The 18,324-nt window shown below is 72.4% G+C and carries 12 protein-coding genes; 4 read left to right on the top strand and 8 right to left on the bottom strand.

The features are described from left to right. Nucleotides 1-38 precede the first annotated feature (38 nt). The 7 genes from AB0I06_RS10130 to AB0I06_RS10100 all read right to left on the bottom strand — a co-directional run bounded on the left by AB0I06_RS10130 (nt 39) and on the right by AB0I06_RS10100 (nt 12,093). Nucleotides 39-578, bottom strand: a complete 540-nt coding sequence (locus tag AB0I06_RS10130) for a DUF1990 domain-containing protein (protein ID WP_363118285.1) — start codon at nt 576-578, stop codon at nt 39-41. A 58-nt stretch (nt 579-636) separates the two neighbouring features. Beyond that, nucleotides 637-2,283 carry a M4 family metallopeptidase gene (locus AB0I06_RS10125; RefSeq protein ID WP_363118284.1) on the bottom strand — a complete coding sequence of 549 codons (1,647 nt, stop codon included), beginning with the start codon at nt 2,281-2,283 and terminating at the stop codon, nt 637-639. Between the two features lie 220 nt (nt 2,284-2,503). Then, on the bottom strand, nt 2,504-4,555 hold the full coding sequence (locus AB0I06_RS10120; protein WP_363118283.1) for a M4 family metallopeptidase: 2,052 nt from the start codon (nt 4,553-4,555) through the stop codon (nt 2,504-2,506). A 183-nt stretch (nt 4,556-4,738) separates the two neighbouring features. Then, nucleotides 4,739-6,514 (bottom strand): ABC transporter ATP-binding protein, encoded by a 1,776-nt coding sequence (locus AB0I06_RS10115; protein ID WP_363118282.1) that lies wholly within the window; start codon nt 6,512-6,514, stop codon nt 4,739-4,741. Next, nucleotides 6,511-8,265 carry an ABC transporter ATP-binding protein gene (locus tag AB0I06_RS10110; RefSeq protein ID WP_363118281.1) on the bottom strand — a complete coding sequence of 585 codons (1,755 nt, stop codon included), beginning with the start codon at nt 8,263-8,265 and terminating at the stop codon, nt 6,511-6,513. The genes AB0I06_RS10115 and AB0I06_RS10110 overlap by 4 nt, the downstream gene beginning before the upstream one ends. A gap of 22 nt (nt 8,266-8,287) precedes the next feature. Continuing rightward, the gene (locus AB0I06_RS10105; protein WP_363118280.1) at nt 8,288-10,150 is read right to left on the bottom strand and encodes an ABC transporter ATP-binding protein; all 1,863 of its coding nucleotides are present in this window, start codon (nt 10,148-10,150) and stop codon (nt 8,288-8,290) included. Then, nucleotides 10,147-12,093 carry an ABC transporter ATP-binding protein gene (locus AB0I06_RS10100; RefSeq protein WP_363118279.1) on the bottom strand — a complete coding sequence of 649 codons (1,947 nt, stop codon included), beginning with the start codon at nt 12,091-12,093 and terminating at the stop codon, nt 10,147-10,149. The genes AB0I06_RS10105 and AB0I06_RS10100 overlap by 4 nt, the downstream gene beginning before the upstream one ends. A gap of 205 nt (nt 12,094-12,298) precedes the next feature. Between AB0I06_RS10100 and AB0I06_RS10095 the strand changes: the two genes are divergently transcribed. From AB0I06_RS10095 to AB0I06_RS10080, 4 genes are read left to right on the top strand one after another with little or no spacing between them, the layout of a single operon-like run. Further along, nucleotides 12,299-13,213: an ABC transporter ATP-binding protein gene (locus AB0I06_RS10095; RefSeq protein ID WP_363118278.1), complete on the top strand. Its 915-nt coding sequence runs from the start codon at nt 12,299-12,301 to the stop codon at nt 13,211-13,213. Next, entirely contained in the window at nt 13,210-13,959 is a 750-nt protein-coding gene (locus AB0I06_RS10090; RefSeq protein WP_363118277.1) for an ABC transporter permease, read from the top strand. Before AB0I06_RS10095 ends, AB0I06_RS10090 begins: the two co-directional genes overlap by 4 nt. A 25-nt stretch (nt 13,960-13,984) precedes the next feature. Next, nucleotides 13,985-15,235: a sensor histidine kinase gene (locus tag AB0I06_RS10085; protein WP_363118276.1), complete on the top strand. Its 1,251-nt coding sequence runs from the start codon at nt 13,985-13,987 to the stop codon at nt 15,233-15,235. Then, on the top strand, nt 15,228-15,887 hold the full coding sequence (locus tag AB0I06_RS10080; RefSeq protein ID WP_363118275.1) for a response regulator transcription factor: 660 nt from the start codon (nt 15,228-15,230) through the stop codon (nt 15,885-15,887). Before AB0I06_RS10085 ends, AB0I06_RS10080 begins: the two co-directional genes overlap by 8 nt. 6 nt (nt 15,888-15,893) lie before the next feature. Here AB0I06_RS10080 and glgX read toward each other — a convergent pair whose 3' ends face one another. Continuing rightward, on the bottom strand, nt 15,894-18,146 hold the full coding sequence (gene glgX, locus AB0I06_RS10075; RefSeq protein ID WP_363118274.1) for a glycogen debranching protein GlgX: 2,253 nt from the start codon (nt 18,144-18,146) through the stop codon (nt 15,894-15,896). Between the last annotated feature and the right edge of the window lie 178 nt (nt 18,147-18,324).

Here is an 18,324-nt window from a genome sequence, read left to right as displayed (position 1 = left end):
GGTGCGTGGGGGGTTGCTCGCGTAGTTCCCCGCGCCCCTCAGGCCAACTCGCCACCCCGGGTCGCCAAGTTCCGGAGGACAGTGCCGCACCGCCGTGCATACGCGTGCTGGAAACCCCTGGTCGCCGGGCCGCCCGCCTTCGCGTACCACTTCGCCGCCCGGCTGAACGCGTTCACCGTCAGCCAGACCGTGCCGTCTCCCGTGCGGTCGACCACGAAGGACTCCTCGCCGGTCTCCGGGTGGCCGGGCAGGGTGCCGTAGGCCCAGCCCGCCCGGCGGGGTTCCTCGACCGTCCAAACCACGCGGCAGGGGGCCTTGATCATCCCGGCCAGGGTGACCGTGACGTCCACGCCGGGGGCGGCGCGGTCCGCGGTCGCGTCGATGCCCACGCCCATGGCCCGGTGCATCTCCCAGGTCAGGACCGCCTCCGACGCCCGGCGGAAGACCTCCTCGCCCTCGCCCAGGCGCGTGCGTACGGTCATGGGGTGGAAGCCGGGCGGGCAGAAACCCCGGTCACGGGTGGCGCCGACATCGGCGTAGGTGAAGTCCTGCGAATCCGTAGAAGACACGGTCCCCAAGAGTAGGGCGGTACCCGGACCCGCCGGGGTCCGGGTACCGCCCGTGGCCGTGCTCCGGTCAGCCGACGTTCACGGCCGACCAGGCGGACGCGACCGCCTTGTACTCGGTGCTGGACGCGCCGTACAGCGCCGAGGCCGCGTTCAGGGTCGCCGTGCGGGCCTGCGCGTACTTGGTCGTCGACGTCATGTAGGTCGTCAGCGCCTTGTACCAGATCTGCAGCGCCTTGGTCCGGCCGATGCCGGTGACCGTGGAGCCGTTGGACGTGGGCGAGTTGTAGGTCACGCCGTTGATCGTCTTCGAGCCGCTGCCCTCCGACAGCAGGTAGAAGAAGTGGTTGGCGGGACCGGAGGAGTAGTGGACGTCCACGCTGCCCAGGCTGGAGGACCAGCTGTCCTTGGACGCGCCGTCCTTGCTGGGCTTGTCCATGTAGCGCAGCGGGCTGCCGTCGCCGTTGATGTCGATCTCCTCGCCGATGAGGTAGTCACCGACGTCGGAGGAGTTGTTCGCGAAGAACTCGGCGCCCGCGCCGAAGATGTCGCTGGTGGCCTCGTTCAGGCCGCCGGACTCCCCGCTGTAGTTCAGTTTCGCCGTGACCGAGGTCAGACCGTGGCTCATCTCGTGCGCGGCCACGTCGAGCGAGGTCAGCGGGTGGGTGTTGCCCGAGCCGTCGCCGTAGGTCATGCAGAAGCAGCTGTCGGACCAGAAGGCGTTGACGTAGCTGTTGCCGTAGTGGACGCGGGAGTAGGCGGCCTTGCCGTCGTTGCGGATGCCGTTGCGGCCGAAGGTGTTCTTGTAGAAGTCCCAGGTGACCTGGGCGCCGTAGTGCGCGTCGGCGGCGGCGGTCTCGGCGTTGGACGCGCTGCCGGTGCCCCAGATGTCGTCGGCGCCGGAGAAGAGGGTGCCGGTGCCGGAGGTGCCGCGGTTGAGGTTGTAGGTCTTGTGGCCGCCGCGGGTGCCGTCCGTCAGGTTGTAGGTGGACCCCGACTTGGTGGTGCTGAGGGTGACCTGGCCGCTGTAGGTGGTGTTGCCGGTGCCGGTCTCGACGCCCTGGTACTCGTAGAGCTTCTTGCCGGTGGCGGCGTCGGTGATGACGTGCAGCTCGTTCGGGGTGCCGTCCTCCTGGAGGCCGCCGACGACGGTCTCGTAGGCGAGGACCGGCTTGCCGTCGGCCGCCCAGATCACCTTGCGGGGAGCGGAGCTCGCCTCGGTCCTGTCCGAGCCGGCGGCCTTGGCGAGGGTCACCGCCTGCTTCTCGGCCTTGGCGGCGGTGACGGCGGGCTTGAGCGAGGCGACCTTCAGGGTCGCCTTGGTGGCTCTGGTGACGCCCTTCGTCGTGCCCGACTTCGACGCGTGCACCACGAGGTCGCCGCCGAGGACCGGCAGGCCCGCGTAGGTGCGCTCGTAGCGGGTGTGGACGGATCCGTCGGCGTCCTTCACGACGTCCTTGACGACCAGCTTCTCCTGGGCGCCGAGGCCTATCTCGCGGGCGGTGTGCGTGGCGTCCGCCTGCTGCTCCTGGATGAGCGCGGTGCGGGCCGGCGCCGACAGCAGCACGGGAGCGGCGGCGAGGGCCGGCTTGCTCGCGGCGTCCGCGGCGACGCTGCTGCCGGAGGTGAGTCCGGTGGTGAGCAGGGCACCGGCGGCGACGGCGGTGGCGATGGCGAGCGTGGCGCGCTTTTGACGCGCGTAGAGAGACGTGGACACACGAGCTCCTCGGTGTGGGGGAAGTGCTGCGGTGCTGTGCGGGGTGGGGGAAGAGTGGCACTGGGGACGCGTACATGTCAGGAGTGCGGCGTGATGTTGGCCGGAAAACGACGACCAGATGTACGCGAGGGCAGGTGAAACGGACGCCGCCCCGGGGGATTCGAACCCACCGGGGCGACGCCCTGACTTGGAGGCCCAACGGGCCGACGGATCTGCCGGTCTACGGGAACGTCAGCTTCCAGCTGTTGATGTAGCCGGTGTCGGCGGCCGCGTTGTCCTGCACGCGCAGCTTCCACACACCGTTGGCCACCTCGGAGGAGGCGTTCACCGTGTAGGTGGTGTCGATGTTGTCGGCGCTTCCGCCGGTGCCGTACCCCTTCAGCGTGTACGCCGTGCCGTCGGGGGCGACCAGCTCCACCTTGAGGTCACCGATGTAGGTGTGGACGATGTTCACCGCGACCTGGAGGTTGGACGGGGCGTTGCCGGTCCGGCCGGAGACGGTGATCGAGGACGTCACCGCCGAGCCGCGGTCCGGGATCGCCACGTCGGCGGTGTTCTCGAAGGACGTGCCACCGCCGCCTCCGCCGCCGGAGCGGGTGCCGACGTTGACGCCCGCCCAGGCGTCCTGGACCGCCTTGTACTCGGCGCTGTCCGTGCCGTAGAGCTCACCCGTGGCCGCGAGGGTGCCGGTGCGGGCGCCCGCGTAGTTGGTGTTCGAGGTGAACTTCGTGGTGAGCGCGCGGAACCAGATCTTCTCCGCCTTGTCCCGGCCGATGCCGGTGACCGGAAGGCCGTCCGAGGTAGCCGAGTTGTACGTGACACCGTTGATGGTCTTGGTGCCGCTGCCCTCGGAGAGCAGGTAGAAGAAGTGGTTGGCGGGGCCCGACGAGTAGTGCACGTCGACCGAGCCGATGCCCGAGTACCAGCTGTCCTTGGACGCGCCGTCCTTGCTGGGCTTGTCCATGTAGCGCAGCGGGCTGCCGTCGCCGTTGATGTCGATCTCCTCGCCGATGAGGTAGTCACCGACGTCGGAGGCGTTGTTGGCGTAGAACTCGACCGTCGATCCGAAGATGTCGGAGGTGGCCTCGTTCAGGCCGCCGGACTCGCCGCTGTAGACGAGACCCGCGGTGTTGGACGTGACGCCGTGGGTCATCTCGTGCGCGGCCACGTCGATCGACGTCAGCGGGTGGGTGTTGCCCGACCCGTCGCCGTAGGTCATGCAGAAGCAGCTGTCCGACCAGAAGGCGTTGACGTAGTTGTTGCCGTAGTGGACACGGGAGTAGGCGCCGACGCCGTCGCCCTTGATGCCCGAACGCCCGTGCACGTTCTTGTAGTAGTCCCACGTCAGCGCGGCGCCGTAGTGGGCGTCGGCGCCCGCGGTCTCCGCATTGGAGGCGCTGCCGTTGCCCCACACGTCGTCGGGGCCGGAGAACAGCGTGCCGGTGCCGGAGGTGCCGCGGTTGAGGTTGTAGGTCTTGTGGCCGCCGCGCGCGCCGTCCGTCAGGTTGTACGCCGACCCCGACTGCGTGGTGCCGAGCGTCACCGTGCCGCTGTACATCGTGTTGCCGGTGCCGTTCTCGATGCCCTGGTACTCGTAGAGCTTGGCACCCGTGGCGGCGTCCGTGACGACGTGCAGCTCGTTCGGGGTGCCGTCCTTCTGGAGGCCGCCGACGACGGTCTCGTAGGCGAGGACCGGCTTGCCGCTCGCGGCCCAGATCACCTTGCGCGGCGCCTTGTCGACGTCGGCGCTCCTGGCGTCGTCCGCCTTGGCTGCTGCCAGCGCCTGCTTCTTCGCCTTGGCGGCGGGGAGGGCGGCGGTGGTGGTGGCCGGCTCGATGGCGGCGCGGGTCGCCTTGACGACCGACTTCGTCGCTCCGGACGCGGCGGTCTTGACGACGAGGTCGCCGCCGAGGACGGGCAGGCCGTCGTAGGTGCGCTCGTAGCGGGTGTGGACCGTGCCGTCGGCGTCCTTCACGACGTCACGGACGACCAGCTTCTCCTTGGCGCCGAGACCCAGGTCCCGGGCCGTCCGCGCCCTGTCCGCCTCGGCCTCGCGGATCAGCGCGGCGCGCTGGGCGGGGCTGAGCCTGACCGATTCCGCGCCGGGGTTCGCCTTGCTCGCGGCCGACGGTGCCTTCTCCGGGGCCGCGACGGCGGAGCCGCTCTGGACGGCGGCGGCGATCAGCGCGGCGACGCCGGCGAGGGCCACGGCCGCGGTGCGGCGGGGAGTGCGTCTGTGGGAGGTGCCTCTTCGCGAGGAACTGCTTCTCAACACTGGCTCCTTCTGCGGGACCGGGGGTCGCCCGGCCTGGGGAGGTGGAGGTGTTGCTGTGGGGTTCCTGTGGAGCAGTCGTGGGAAGCGTGGCAGGGGACCGCGCTTTCTGTCAGGACCGCGTCAAAACTATGGCCGGAAAAGGTTCGTTGTCCGGAAGTTCATGTTCGTTATACGGACATGTCATCGGGAGGACGTGTCGCTCTCCCCGGGCCGGTCCCCATGCCAGGAGTGCCACAGCGCCGCATAGGCCCCACCGGCCGTCACCAGCTCGTCGTGCGTGCCGAGTTCGGACAGCCGGCCGTCCTCCATCACCGCCACCCGGTCCGCGTCGTGCGCGGTGTGCAGCCGGTGGGCGACGGCGATGACGGTGCGCCCTTCGAGCACGGCGGCCAGGGCCCGCTCGGTGTGCCGGGCGGTCGCCGGATCGAGCAGCGCGGTCGCCTCGTCGAGGATCAGCGTGTGCGGGTCGGCCAGCACCACCCGGGCCAGCGCCAGTTGCTGGGCCTGTGAGCCGTCGGTGCGGTGACCGCCCTGGCCGAGCGGGGTGTCCAGGCCCCGCGGCAGCTCCCGCACCCACCCCTCGGCGCCGACCACGGCCAGCGCGTCCCACAACTCCTCGTCCCGCGCGGCCGGTTCGGCGATCCGCAGATTGTCGCGGACGGACCCGAGGAAGACATGGTGCTCCTGGGTGACCAGGACGACCTGGCGGCGCAGCCGCTCCGGGCCCAGCCCGGCGACCGGCACACCGCCGACCGTCACCGAGCCGGCGGTCGGCGCGTCGATGCCCGCCATCAGCCGGCTCAGCGTGGTCTTGCCGGCCCCGGACGGCCCGACCACCGCCAGCCGCTCCCCGGGCCGCACCGTCAGATCGACGCCGCGCAGCACCTCGACGCCCCCGTCGTAGGCGTAGCGCACCCCGCGGACGTCGATGCGGTCACCGTCCGGATCCGGACACCCGCCCTCACCGGCCGCGCGCGGAGCCCGGGCGAGCCCCTCCACCCGGGCGAAGGAGGCGCCGCCGGACTGGAGTTGCTCGATCCGCACCAGGACCTCGTCCAGGGGCGCGCTCAGCTGGTGCAGATACAGCGCCGCCGTCACCACCGCCCCGAGGCTCAGGGAACCGGACGCGTGCAGCGCGCCGCCGACCACCAGCACACCGGCCACCGGAAGGACGTACGACGTCTCCATCACCGGGAAGAACACCGACCGCAGGAAGAGCGTGTAGGAGCGGGTGCGGCGGGAGGTCTCCAGGGCGTCCCGGCTCGCGGCCGTGCGCTGCTCCCGGAGCCCGAAGGCCTCCACCGTGCGTGCCCCGGCCGCCGTCGACGCCACGATCTCCGCCACGCCCGAGGTGGCGGCGCCCTCGGCGAGGTACCCGTCCCGGGCCCGGCCCAGATACCAGCGCAGGGCGATCCCGATCGGCGTCAACGCCAGCACCGCGAGGACACCGATCAGGGGGTTCAGCAGGAACACCGCGACGATCAGGAACAGCGCCTGCACCAGGTTGACCAGCAGGACGGGCCCCGCGTCCCGCAGGGTGTTGCCGACCGTCGTCACGTCCGCCGTCCCGCGAGCCGTCAGATCACCGGTGCCGGCCCGCTCCACCACCGACGCGGGCAGCGCCAGCGCCCGGTCCACGAACCGCTCCCGCAGCCGGGCCAGGGTCCGCTCCCCGAAACGGTGCCCCACGTACCGGGCCCAGCGCGCCAGCAGCACCTGCGTCAGGGCGCTCAGCAGCAGGAGCAGCGCCAGCCGGTCCACGGCGGCCGTCCCGTGCCCGGCCCGCACCTCGTCGATCATCCGGCCCAGCAGCCACGGCCCGGCCAGTCCCGCCAGGGCCGCGAGCGCGTTCAGGCCGAGGACGACACCGAAGGCGCGGGCGTCGGCCCGGACGAGACCCAGCAGGGCGCGCCGGGTGTCGGCCCGTTCGGCGACCGGCAGGCGGGTCCGGCTCATCGCGGGACCTCCTCGGTGTCCCGGGCGACGAGGGCCCGGTAGCCCGGGGTGGTGACGAGCAGTTCCCGGTGGGTGCCGGAGGCTTCGACCTTGCCGTCCTTGAGGTAGTGCACGGTGTCCGTGCGGTCCAGGACGAGAGGGGAGGTGGTGGTCACGACCGTGGTGCGGCCTTCCCGTGCTTTCCTCAGCCGGGTGGCGACGGTGGCCTCGGTGTGGGCGTCCAGGGCGGAGGTGGGCTCGACGGCCAGGAGGATCTCCGGGTCGGCGAGGAGGGCTCTGGCCAGGCGGATGCGCTGGCGCTGGCCCCCGCTGAGGTTGCGGGCCTGGGCGTCCATGGGCGTGTCGAGTCCGAGGGGGAGGGCCCGGACGATGTCCTGCGCCGCGGCCGTGTGGAGCGCCTCGCGGATCGCCGCGGGGTGCGGCGGTCCGGCCGGAGGGGCGAGGGGGCCGCTCGCGCGGTTCCCCGCGCCGCCGAGTGAGGAGGCGATCATCTCCTGGAGGGTTCCGGCGAACAGGTCCGCCTCGTGGTCGGACACCAGGATGCGTGACCGGATCTGGTCCAGGGCGATGTCGTCCAGACGTGTGCCGCCCCAGGTCGCACCCGACGGGACGTAGCGGCCCAGGCGGTCCGTCACCGCCGTGGCGTCCGCGGGGTGTTCCGCGACCAGGGCCGTCAGGCGTCCCGGCAGGACGCGCACGCCCGACTCGGGGTCGTGGAGGGCCGACGGTTCGGACGGGGCGTCCAGGGCCCCCGAGTGGGCCATCGGCTCCAGGCGCAGGAAGCGTACGACCCGGCGGGCGCACACCAGGCCGCGGCTGACCTGGTGGCCGCACTCGACCAGGAAGGCCACCGGCCACACCAGCGCCGCCACATAGCCGTAGACGGACACCAGCTGGCCCACGGTGATGTCGCCCTGCGCGGCGAGCCGGGCCGCCGGCCAGGTCACCACCGCGAGGAACAGGGTCGGCAGCCCCACGCCCAGAGCCTGCACCCAGCTGGTCACCGCCCCCACCCGGTACCCCTGGTCGCACAGGCGTCGCGAGTCCCGCCGGAACGCGTCCGCCACCAGCCGCTTGCCGCCCAGACCGGCGAGGACCCGCAGCCCGCCCGCCAGATCACCGATCCGCGCGGTCAGCACGCCCTGCCGCTCGCGGTACTCCGCCTCCGAGCCCTGCAACCGGCCGAGCAGCGGCCCCATCACCACGGCGAGCACCGGCATGCCGAGCAGCACGATCGCGGCGACGAAGCCCGAGACCGACACCAGCAGCACGGCGACCACCAGATAGCCCAGGACCGCGCCGACCCCCGGCCCCACCACGGTCAGCGACTGGCTGATCGTCTGCACATCGCCCACACCGATGGTGACCACCTCACCGGCGCCCGCCTGCCGCCGCAGCGAGGCACCTAGCCGCACCGCCTGGTCCACGACGACCTTCACCGTGCGGAAGTTGGCGTCCATGCGGACCCGCGTCATGGTGCGGTGCCGCATGACGCTCAGCCAGGCGTTGAAGGCCCCCACCGCGAACAGCGCGCCGCTCCAGAGCACCAGCGCGCCCATGTCGCCGGGCTCCAGACCCTCGTCGATCGCCCGGGACATAAGAAACGGCGTCGCCGCCAGCAGCACCATCCACACGCTGCCGAACATCGCCCCGGCGGCACACCGCCCCGGCTGCCGGGTGACCAGCCACCACAGGTACCGGGCGCCACCGCGCCGGTCGGGTGTGCCGGGGTCCTCGTACGCGTCGATCATCCGCCCGCCCCCTCGCCGCGCCCTACGCCAGACTGTCCCGCCAGGCCCGGTGCAGGTCGGCGAACCTGCCGGTGCCCGCGATGAGTTCGCCCGGCTCCCCGTCCTCCACGATCCGGCCGTGCTCCATCACCAGCACCCGGTCCGCGATCTCGACGGTCGACAGCCGGTGCGCGATGACCACGGCCGTACGGCCCTTCAGCACCGTCGTCATGGCCCGCTGCACCGCGCGCTCACCCGGGACGTCCAGCGAGCTGGTCGCCTCGTCGAGGATCAGCACGGCCGGGTCGGCGAGCAACGCCCGGGCGAAGGCGACCAGTTGGCGCTGACCGGCGGAGATGCGACCGCCCCGCTTGCGCACGTCGGTGTCGTAGCCGTCGGGCAGGGCGGTGATGAAGTCGTGCGCTCCGATCTCCTTCGCCGCCTGCTCGATCTCCGCGCGGGTGGCGTCCGGGCGTCCGATCGCGATGTTGTCGGCGACCGTGCCGGAGAACAGGAACGCCTCCTGCGTCACCATGACCACCCCGCGCCGCAGCTCCGGCACGGGAAGGTCGCGCAGGTCGACGCCGTCCAGCAGCACCCGCCCGTCGGAGGGGTCGTAGAACCGGGCCAGCAGCTTGGCCAGCGTCGACTTGCCTGCGCCCGTGGACCCCACGACCGCGACCGTCTGCCCGGCCGGCAGGGTGAGGTCGAACGTGGGCAGCACCTCGCCGCCGGTGCGGTAGCCGAAGCGGACGCCGTCGAAGACCACCTCGCGGCCCGGGTGCTCGCTCTCCAGGGGCGGCAGCTGCCGGGGCGTGACCGGCTCGGGGACCGACGGGCTCTGGGCGAGGAGGCCGGCGATCTTCTCCAGGGAGGCCGCCGCCGACTGGTAGGAGTTCAGGAACATCCCGAGCCGGTCGATGGGGTCGTACAGCCGCCGCAGGTACAGCACGGCCGCGGCCAGCACACCGAGGGCCAGGGTGCCGTCCGCGACCCGGTAGGCGCCCCACAGCACGATCGCCGCGACCGCCGTGTTGGCGACCAGCCGCGAGCCGGTGACGTAACGGGCCATCTCCAGCAGCGCGTCGCCGTTGACCCGCTCGTGCCGCCCGTTCAGCACGCCGAAGTCCGCGTCGTTGGCGGCCTCGCGGCGGAAGGCCCGCACCGGGCGGATGCCGTTCATCGTCTCGACGAACTTGACGATCACGGCCGCGATGGCCGTCGACCGCGCCCGGTACACCCGGCCCGCCCGCCGCTGGTACCACCGCACGAGCGTGTACAGCGGCACCAGGGACGCCACCGCCACACCCCCGAGGCCCAGGTCGAGCCAGAGCAGCATGACCGAGATGTAGACGAAGGAGAGGACGACCGTCACGAGTTCCTGGAGGCCCTCGTCCAGCAGTTCGCGCAGCGACTCCACGTCGGTCGTGGAGCGGGAGATGAGCCGGCCCGAGGTGTAGCGCTCGTGGAAGTCGACGCTGAGCGCCTGCGCGTGCCGGAAGATCCGGCCCCGCAGGTCGAGCAGCACGTCCTGACTGACCCGCGCGGCGGCGCCCACGAACGCGAACTGGAGCCCGCCCGCGGTCAGCGCGCACGCCAGATAGCCGGCGCCCACCGCGATCAGCGGCCCGTGGTCCTGCGCCCGGAACGCCGGCACGGCACGGTCGATGGCGTACGCCACGAGCAGCGGACCGGCCTGCACCACGGCCTGCTGGAGCAGCAGCAGGAGGGTGGTGACCGCGACCCTGGCCCTCAGCGGCGCGAGCAGGGAGCGGAGCAGGGCCCCGGTGGCTCCCGGCGGGGTGGGCAGCACGTCCCGGTCGAAGGGGTCGCCGGTGGCGGCGGGCCGGTCCTCGCGAGGGTCGCCGGGTTGGCTGCCGGCCGGTGCGCTGGTGGCCGCCGTCATCGTGCGCCCTCCTCTTCCCCTGACATCAGATGCGCGTACTCCGCGTTGGTGCGCAGCAGTTCGTGGTGGGTGCCGACGGCGGCGATCCGGCCGCCGGACAGCAGGGCGACGCGGTCGGCGAGCAGCACGGTGGACGGGCGGTGCGCCACGATCAGGGCCGTGGTGTCGGCGAGGACCTGCCGCAGGGCCGCCTCGACGGCGGCCTCGGTGTGCACGTCCAGCGCCGACAGCGGATCGTCCAGGACGAGGAACTCCGGCTGCCCGACGACGGCCCGGGCGAGCGCGAGGCGCTGGCGCTGACCGCCGGAGAGGCTCAGGCCCTGTTCGCCGACCTGGGTGTCCGTCCCCTGGGGCAGGGCGTGCACGAAGTCGGCCTGGGCGACGGCGAGGGCACGCTCCAGCTCGGCCGGGCCGGCGGTGTCCGGCGCGCCCATGAGAACGTTGTCGCCGACCGCCGCCGAGAACAGCGTGGGCTCCTCGAAGGCCACGGCGACCTTGGCGCGCAGAGCTTCCCTGGACAGGCCCGTGATATCGACGCCGTCCAGGGTGATACGGCCCGAGGTCAGCTCGTAGAGGCGGGGGATCAGCGCGGTGAGGGTGGTCTTGCCGCTGCCCGTGGCGCCGACCAGGGCCATGGACTCACCCGGGCGGATGTGCAGGTCGATGTGCTGGAGGACGGGCGCGGTGCCGGGCGGGGCGTCGGGGTAGCGGAACCGCACCCCGTGGAAGCGGAGCCCCCGGTCCCGGGGGTCTGCCGGGCCGGTACGGGCGCCGCTGGCGGTGGCGAGTGCGGCGGTGGTGGGGGCGCCGGTGGTCGTGGAGGTGGCTTTGGTTGTGGCGGTGGCGGTGGCGGTGGCGGTGGTCGTGGGGGTGGCTTCGACTGTTGGGCCGGCGGTGATCGTGGAGGTGGCTTCGGCTGTGGGGCCGGCGGTGGCCCTCTCCGCCTCCCCCTCCGTGTCCTCGTCCATCACCTCGAAGTACCGCTCGGTCGCCGTCGCCGCCTCCTGGCTCATCGCCAGCAGGAACCCGATCGACTCCACCGGCCACCGCAGCGCCAGCGCGGTCGACAGGAACGCCACCAGCGTCCCCGCCGACAGGGCGCCGTCGGCCACCTGGACGACCCCCACCACCAGCGCCGCCCCGATCGCCACCTCCGGCAGCGTCACGATGACGCCCCAGATCGTGGCCAGCAGCCGCGCCTTGCGCAGCTCCGTGCCGCGCAGCCTCTTCGACAGGTCGCGGAAAGCCAGCGCCTGACTCCGGTGGCGGCCGAAGCCCTTGATGATGCGGATGCCGAGCACGCTCTCCTCGACGACCGTCGTCAGGTCACCGACCTGGTCCTGGGCGCGCCGGGCCACCTCGGCGTACCGCTTCTCGAAGATCACGCAGGTGACCATGACGGGCACGGCCGGCCCGAGGATCACCAGCCCCAGGGTCCAGTCCTGGAGCAGCATGATGACCACGCCGACGACGATCGTCACCCCGTTGACGAGCAGGAACGTCAGCGGGAAGGCGAGGAACTGGCGCAGCAGCATCAGGTCCGTCGTCGCCCTGGACAGCAGCTGCCCCGAGGCCCACCGGTCGTGGAAGGCCACCGGCAGCCGCTGGAGATGCCGGTACAGACCCGCCCGCATCGACGCCTCGACGCGGGAGAGCGGACGGGCCACCAGCCACCGCCGCAGCCCGAACAGCAGGGCTTCCGCGAAGCCGAGCAGCAGCAGGTACAGCGCGCCTAGCCACACCCCTGCCGGATCCCGGCCGGCGATCGGCCCGTCCACCATCCACTTCAGGACGAGCGGAATCACCAGGCCCACACAGGAGGCGACTATCGCGACGGACGCGGCGCTGAACAGCCGCGCCCGCACGGGCCGCACATACGGCCACAGGCGCAGCAGCGTGCGCACGGCGGAACGGTCCTGGGCGGGGGCGGGTGTCGTGGCCATCAGCAGCGAGCCTACGGATCGCCACTGACACTGCCCACCGAGTTTCCGCCGGACCCGGACCGGCCGTCGGTCCCGCGACCTGCCTGTTCGACGAGTCACAGCGCGTCAGCGGCCGGGTCGTACCGCCGCATCAGCCGATCGGCTGATGCCCGTTCGAGCGGGACGGCCGATGCCGCGGACCCCGCCCCGCCGGGACCCTTTCGGTATGCCGAACGCACCGATCATCGAAGTCACCGAACTGCGCAAGAGCTACGCCGGCCGCCGCGCTGTCGACGGTGTCTCCTTCGCCGTGGAGGAGGGCGAGATCTTCGGGATCCTCGGCCCGAACGGCGCCGGGAAGACCACCACCGTGGAGTGCGTCGAGGGGCTGCGGGTGCCCGACTCCGGCCGCGTCCGGGTGACCGGGCTCGACCCCGTCACCGACCACGAGGCCACCCGGCGGGTGCTCGGCGCGCAGCTCCAGGAGAGCGAACTCCAGGCCAAGCTCACCGTCCGCGAGGCGCTGGAGCTGTACAGCGCCTTCTACCCGAGCCCGCTCGACTGGCGGCCCCTGGCCGAACGCCTAGGGCTGAGCACCGAGCTCGGCACCCGGTTCGCCAAGCTCTCCGGCGGCCAGAAGCAACGGCTGTTCATCGCACTAGCCCTGGTGGGCAACCCGAGAGCCGTCGTCCTGGACGAGCTGACCACCGGGCTGGACCCGCGCACCCGCCGCGACACCTGGGAGCTGATCGAGGACATCCGCGCGAACGGGGTGACCGTGCTGCTCGTCACCCACTTCATGGAGGAGGCGCAGCGGCTGTGCGACCGGATCGCCGTGATCGACAAGGGCCGGGTGGCCGCCCTGGACACCCCGGCCGGGCTGATCCGCCGCTCGGCGGGCGCCACCGTCATCGGCTTCACCCCGTCCGCGCCGCTGGACGAGCGTGATCTGCGCGCCCTGCCCGGACTCGCGTCGGCCGAGCACAAGGAGGGCCGCGTCATCCTGTCCGGCACCGACGAGACCGTCAACGCCGTCATCACCCTCCTCGCCCGCACCCGCGTCACGGCCCACCAGCTCCGGGTCACCGACGCCACGCTGGACGACGCGTTCCTCGACCTCACGAAGGAGGCGGCGGCATGAGCACCGCCCTCGTCGACACCGCCGTGCTGAAGAGCGAGATCCGCCTCTTCCGCAGAGAGCCCGGCGCTTGCTTCTGGATCCTGGTGTTCCCCACCCTGCTCCTGGTGATCCTCGGCTCGATCCCCTCCTTCCGGGAGGCCGACCCGGACTTCGGCGGGCTGCGCCCGGTCGACGGTTACGTCCCGGTGAGCGTGCTGCTCGGACTGATCATGGCCGGGGTCCAGGCCATGCCGCAGACCCTCACCGGCTACCGCGAGCGCGGCATCCTGCGCCGGATGTCCACCACGCCGGTCAGGCCCACCGCCCTGCTGTCCGCGCAGATGCTGCTGTTCGGCGGAGCCGCCCTGGTCTCGGCACTGCTCGCTCTCATGACCGGCCGGCTCGCCTTCGCCGTCCGGCTGCCGCGCCAGGGCTTCGGCTACGCCCTCGCCCTGCTCCTGGCCGTGCTCGCCGCCCTCGCGCTGGGTGCGGTGATCTCCGCGCTGTCCCGGTCGACGAAGATCGCCGGCGCCATCGGGTCGGCCGTCTTCTTCCCCGCCATGTTCTGCGCGGGCGTGTGGATGCCGGTGCAGACGATGCCGGGCGTCCTGGCCCGGTGCGTCGGCTTCACGCCCTTCGGCGCGGCGGCCGAGGCCCTGAACCAGGCCGCGGCGGGCGGCTGGCCCGGCTGGGACCACCTCGGGGTGCTGGTGGCCTGGACCCTGCTGCTGACGGCCGGGGCCGCGCGCCGGTTCCGCTGGGAGTAGGCGGGAAGCCGTGCACAATGGCGCGATGACCCTGGCGGACGAGCGGATCGAACACCGGCAGAACCAGTTCCACACCTGGGGCGTCTACGGGCTGCTCGCCGTCTCCGCCCTCCTGTCGGTGGCCTCGCACGAGCTGATGGTCAGTCCGGCCGAGTGGTACGCGGGCGGGGCGCTGCTCGTCGCCGCGGTGCTCCTCCAGCTGTGGCACGGGCCCCGCCGCGGCCGCCGTACCCCGTCCGTGCGCGGGACCGTCTACTACGTCCTGCGCTGGGCGCTCGCCTTCGCCCTCACCTGGCTGAACCCCTTCTTCGGGTTCTACGCGTCCGCCGGCTACTTCGACAGCGACGAACTGATCGCCGGACGGCGCCGGCAGTGGCTGGGTCTGCTCGCCACCGTGGTCGTGGTGGCGGGCTCGCAGTCCGGCGGGATGCCGATCGACGGCCGGATCCAGTGGCTGCTGTTCGGCGTGCTGCTGGCCACGAACTTCGGCCTGCTGACGGTGGTCGGCCACATCGCCCAGCAGGAGGAGCAGCGTTCCCGGGAGCGGGCCGTCACCATCAGCGAACTGGAACGCACCAACACCGCCCTTCAGCAGGCCCTCGACGAGAACGCCGCCCTGCACGCCCAACTGCTCGTGCAGGCCAGGGAGGCCGGGGTCGCCGACGAGCGCCGTCGGCTGGCCGCCGAGATCCACGACACCATCGCCCAGGGCCTGACCGGCATCATCGCCCAGCTCCAGGTCGTGGCGAACGCCCCCGACCTGGCCACGGCCCGCACCCACCTCGAACGCGCCTCGGACCTGGCCCGGCACAGCCTCGGCGAGGCCCGCCGCTCCGTGCACAACCTCGCCCCCGTGGCACTGGCCGACGCCGGCCTGCCGGAAGCCCTGAAGAAGACGGTCGCCGAGTGGGGCGAACGGACCGGTGTGCGTGCCGATTTCACGGTCACCGGCACCGCCGAGCAACTCCACGAGGAGGTCGCGGCCACGCTGTTGCGGATCGTCCAGGAGGCCCTCTCCAACATCGCCCGGCACGCGGCCGCGACCCGCGTCGGCGTCACCCTGTCCTTCCTCGGCGACGAGGTCATCCTCGACATCCGCGACGACGGCAGTGGCTTCGAACCCCTCACCGTCCCGGCACGCACGCGCACCGGCGGTTTCGGCCTGCCCGGCATGTGCGCCCGCGCCGAACGCATCGCCGGCACCCTGACGGTCGAGTCCGAGCCGGGCCAGGGTACGGCGGTCTCGGCTCGCGTACCGTTGGTCCGCCATGACTGAGGACGCCGCGCCGGGGGACGCCCCCATCACCCTGCTCATCGTCGACGACCACCCCGTCGTACGGGACGGCCTGCGCGGCATGTTCGAGTCCGCCCCGGGCTTCCGCGTGCTGGGGGAGGCGCCGAACGGCGTCGAGGCGGTCTCGCTGGCCGCAGTGCTGGACCCGGACGTGATCCTGATGGATCTGCGGATGCCGGGCGGCGGCGGGGTGGACGCCATCCGTGAGCTGATCCGCACCGGCGCCCGTGCCAAGGTCCTCGTCCTCACCACCTACGACACCGACTCCGACACCCTCCCCGCGATCGAGGCGGGCGCGACGGGATACCTGCTGAAGGACGCCCCGCGCGAGGAGCTGTTCTCGGCCGTACGGGCGGCGTCGGAGGGCCGGACGGTCCTCTCCCCGGCGGTCGCCTCCCGCCTGGTCTGCGCGGTCCGCACGCCCAGGACCCCCGGCAACGAGCCGCTCTCCGCCCGGGAACGCGAGGTCCTCGCCCTGGTCGCCAAGGGCACCTCCAACCGCGAGATCGCCCGCGACCTGTTCATCAGCGAGGCGACCGTCAAGACCCACCTCACCCACCTCTACGCCAAACTCGGCGTCAAGGACCGCGCGGCGGCGGTGGCGGTGGCCTACGACCGGGGCATCCTCGGCTGACCCGGGTCACCCCGCCACCCGCAGCAGCAGCACCGCCCGCGCCGGCATCGTGATCTCCGTGCCCGCCCGGTGCTCCACCCCGGGCGCCTCCCCCTGCTCCTCCAGGCTGGTGTCGACGACGACCTCGTACCGCTCGGCCCACGGCGGCCCCGGCAACCGGAAGGACACCGGCTCCTCGCCCGCGTGCAGCACGGCGAGGAAGCTGTCGTCCAGGATCTGCTCCCCGCGCTCGTCCCGCCCGGGGATGTCCCGGCCGGACAGGTACATGCCCAGGGTGGCGGCGGGCGCGAACCAGTCCTGCTCCGTCATCTCCGTGCCCCGGGAGGTGAACCAGGCCAGGTCGCGCAGCCCGTCCGCGGTCTGGGCCCGGCCCGAGAAGAACGCCCGGCGCCGCAGCACCGGGTGGTGGTGGCGCAGCGCGATCAGCCGGGAGGTCAGCTCGCACAGGGCCTTCCAGCCGGGGTCCTCCAGCAGCTCCCAGTCCACCCAGCTGATCTCGTTGTCCTGGCAGTAGGCGTTGTTGTTGCCGCGCTGAGTGCGGCCCAGTTCGTCGCCCGCGACCAGCATGGGCACACCCGTGGACAGCAGCAGGGTGGTCAGCAGGTTCCTGAGCTGCCGCCGCCGGAGCTCCCGTACGCCCTCGTCGTCGCTCTCGCCCTCGGCGCCGCCGTTCCAGGCCCGGTTGTCGTCCGTGCCGTCCCGGTTGCCCTCGCCGTTGGCCTCGTTGTGCTTGCGCTCGTAGGACACCAGGTCGCGCAGGGTGAACCCGTCGTGCGCGGTGATGAAGTTGACCGACGCGTACGGCCTGCGCCCGCCCCAGGCGTACAGGTCGCTGGAGCCCGACAGGCGGTAGCCCATCTCCCGGACGTCGGGCAGCGCGTGCCGCCAGAAGTCCCGCACGGTGTTGCGGTACCGGTCGTTCCACTCCGTCCACAGCGGCGGGAACGCCCCCACCTGGTAGCCGCCCGAGCCGACGTCCCACGGCTCGGCGATGAGCTTCACCCGGCGCAGCACCGGGTCCTGGGCGATGACCGCGAGGAACGGGGAGAGCATGTCGACGTCGTGCATGGAGCGGGCCAGCGCGGCCGCCAGGTCGAAGCGGAAGCCGTCGACGCCCATCTCGGTGACCCAGTAGCGCAGCGAGTCCGTGATCAGGCGCAGGACCTGGGGCTGGACCACGTGCAGGGTGTTGCCGCAGCCGGTGTAGTCGGCGTAGCGGCGGGCGTCGTCCTGGAGGCGGTAGTAGCCGCGGTTGTCTATGCCCTTCAGGGACAGCGTCGGGCCGAGCTCGCCCGCCTCGGCGGTGTGGTTGTAGACCACGTCGAGGATGACCTCGATCCCGGCCGCGTGCAGGGAGCGCACCATCCGCTTGAACTCGCCGACCTGCTGCCCGGTCGTGCCGGAGGCCGCGTAGGCCGCGTGCGGGGCGAAGTAGCCGATGGAGTTGTAGCCCCAGTAGTTCCGCAGGCCCCGGCGCAGCAGGTGGTCCTCGTGCGCGAACTGGTGCACCGGCAGCAGCTCCACCGCCGTCACGCCCAGCTTCACCAGGTGCTCGACCGCCGCGGGGTGGGCGAGGCCGGCGTAGGTGCCGCGCAGCTCCTCGGGGATGCCCGGGTGCAGCCGGGTGAAGCCCTTGACGTGCAGTTCGTAGATCACCGAGTCGGCCCACGGGGTCTTCGGGCGGCGGTCGTCGGACCAGTCGTCGTCATCGTGCACGACCACGCCCTTGGGCACGAACGGCGCCGAGTCCCGGTCGTCGCGCACGGTGTCGGCGACGTGCTGCTGCGGCCAGTCGCGGACGTGCCCGTACACCTCGGGAGGCAGCGAGAAGTCCCCGTCGACCGCCCGCGCGTAGGGGTCGAGGAGCAGCTTCGCCGGGTTCCAGCGGGCGCCCGTCCACGGGTCCCAGCGGCCGTGCACCCGGTAGCCGTAGCGCTGCCCGGGCAGCACGCCCGGGACGAAGCCGTGCCAGATCTCGTGGGTCAGCTCGCCGAGCCGGACCCGTGACTCCTTGCCCGCCTCGTCGAAGAGGCACAGCTCGACGCCCTCCGCCCCGCCCGCCCACAACGCGAAGTTGGTGCCCGCCACCCCGTCCGGGCCGACCCGGAACCGGGCCCCCAGCGGGGTCGGCGCGCCGGGCCACGCGGGCACGGTGGGCGGCGGCGCGGCCCGCCGCGCGCCGTTCACGGCGGCGGCCTGGCGCCCGTTCCCGGTGGCCCGACGGCCGGCCACCGCCTCCTGCTCGGCTGCGCTGGACACCTGTCAGCCTCCCGCGGCTCGTGGAACGACGGGGGACAGAGGGGTGCGGCCTGTGCTGCGGCCCGGGTCGCGGCTCCCCTGCGCGTCGTCCTCCCCACTGTTCTGCCCAGAGCGTGGGTCGCACTCACGTTTCCCCGGGGGCGGGCATGGTCGTTTCCCGGGGACGCGGCCGGTCGTT

The sequence above is a fragment of the Streptomyces sp. NPDC050674 genome, assembly GCF_040654575.1.
Taxonomy (GTDB): Bacteria; Actinomycetota; Actinomycetes; order Streptomycetales; family Streptomycetaceae; genus Streptomyces.
This window is presented reverse-complemented; position numbering and strand designations above follow the sequence as displayed.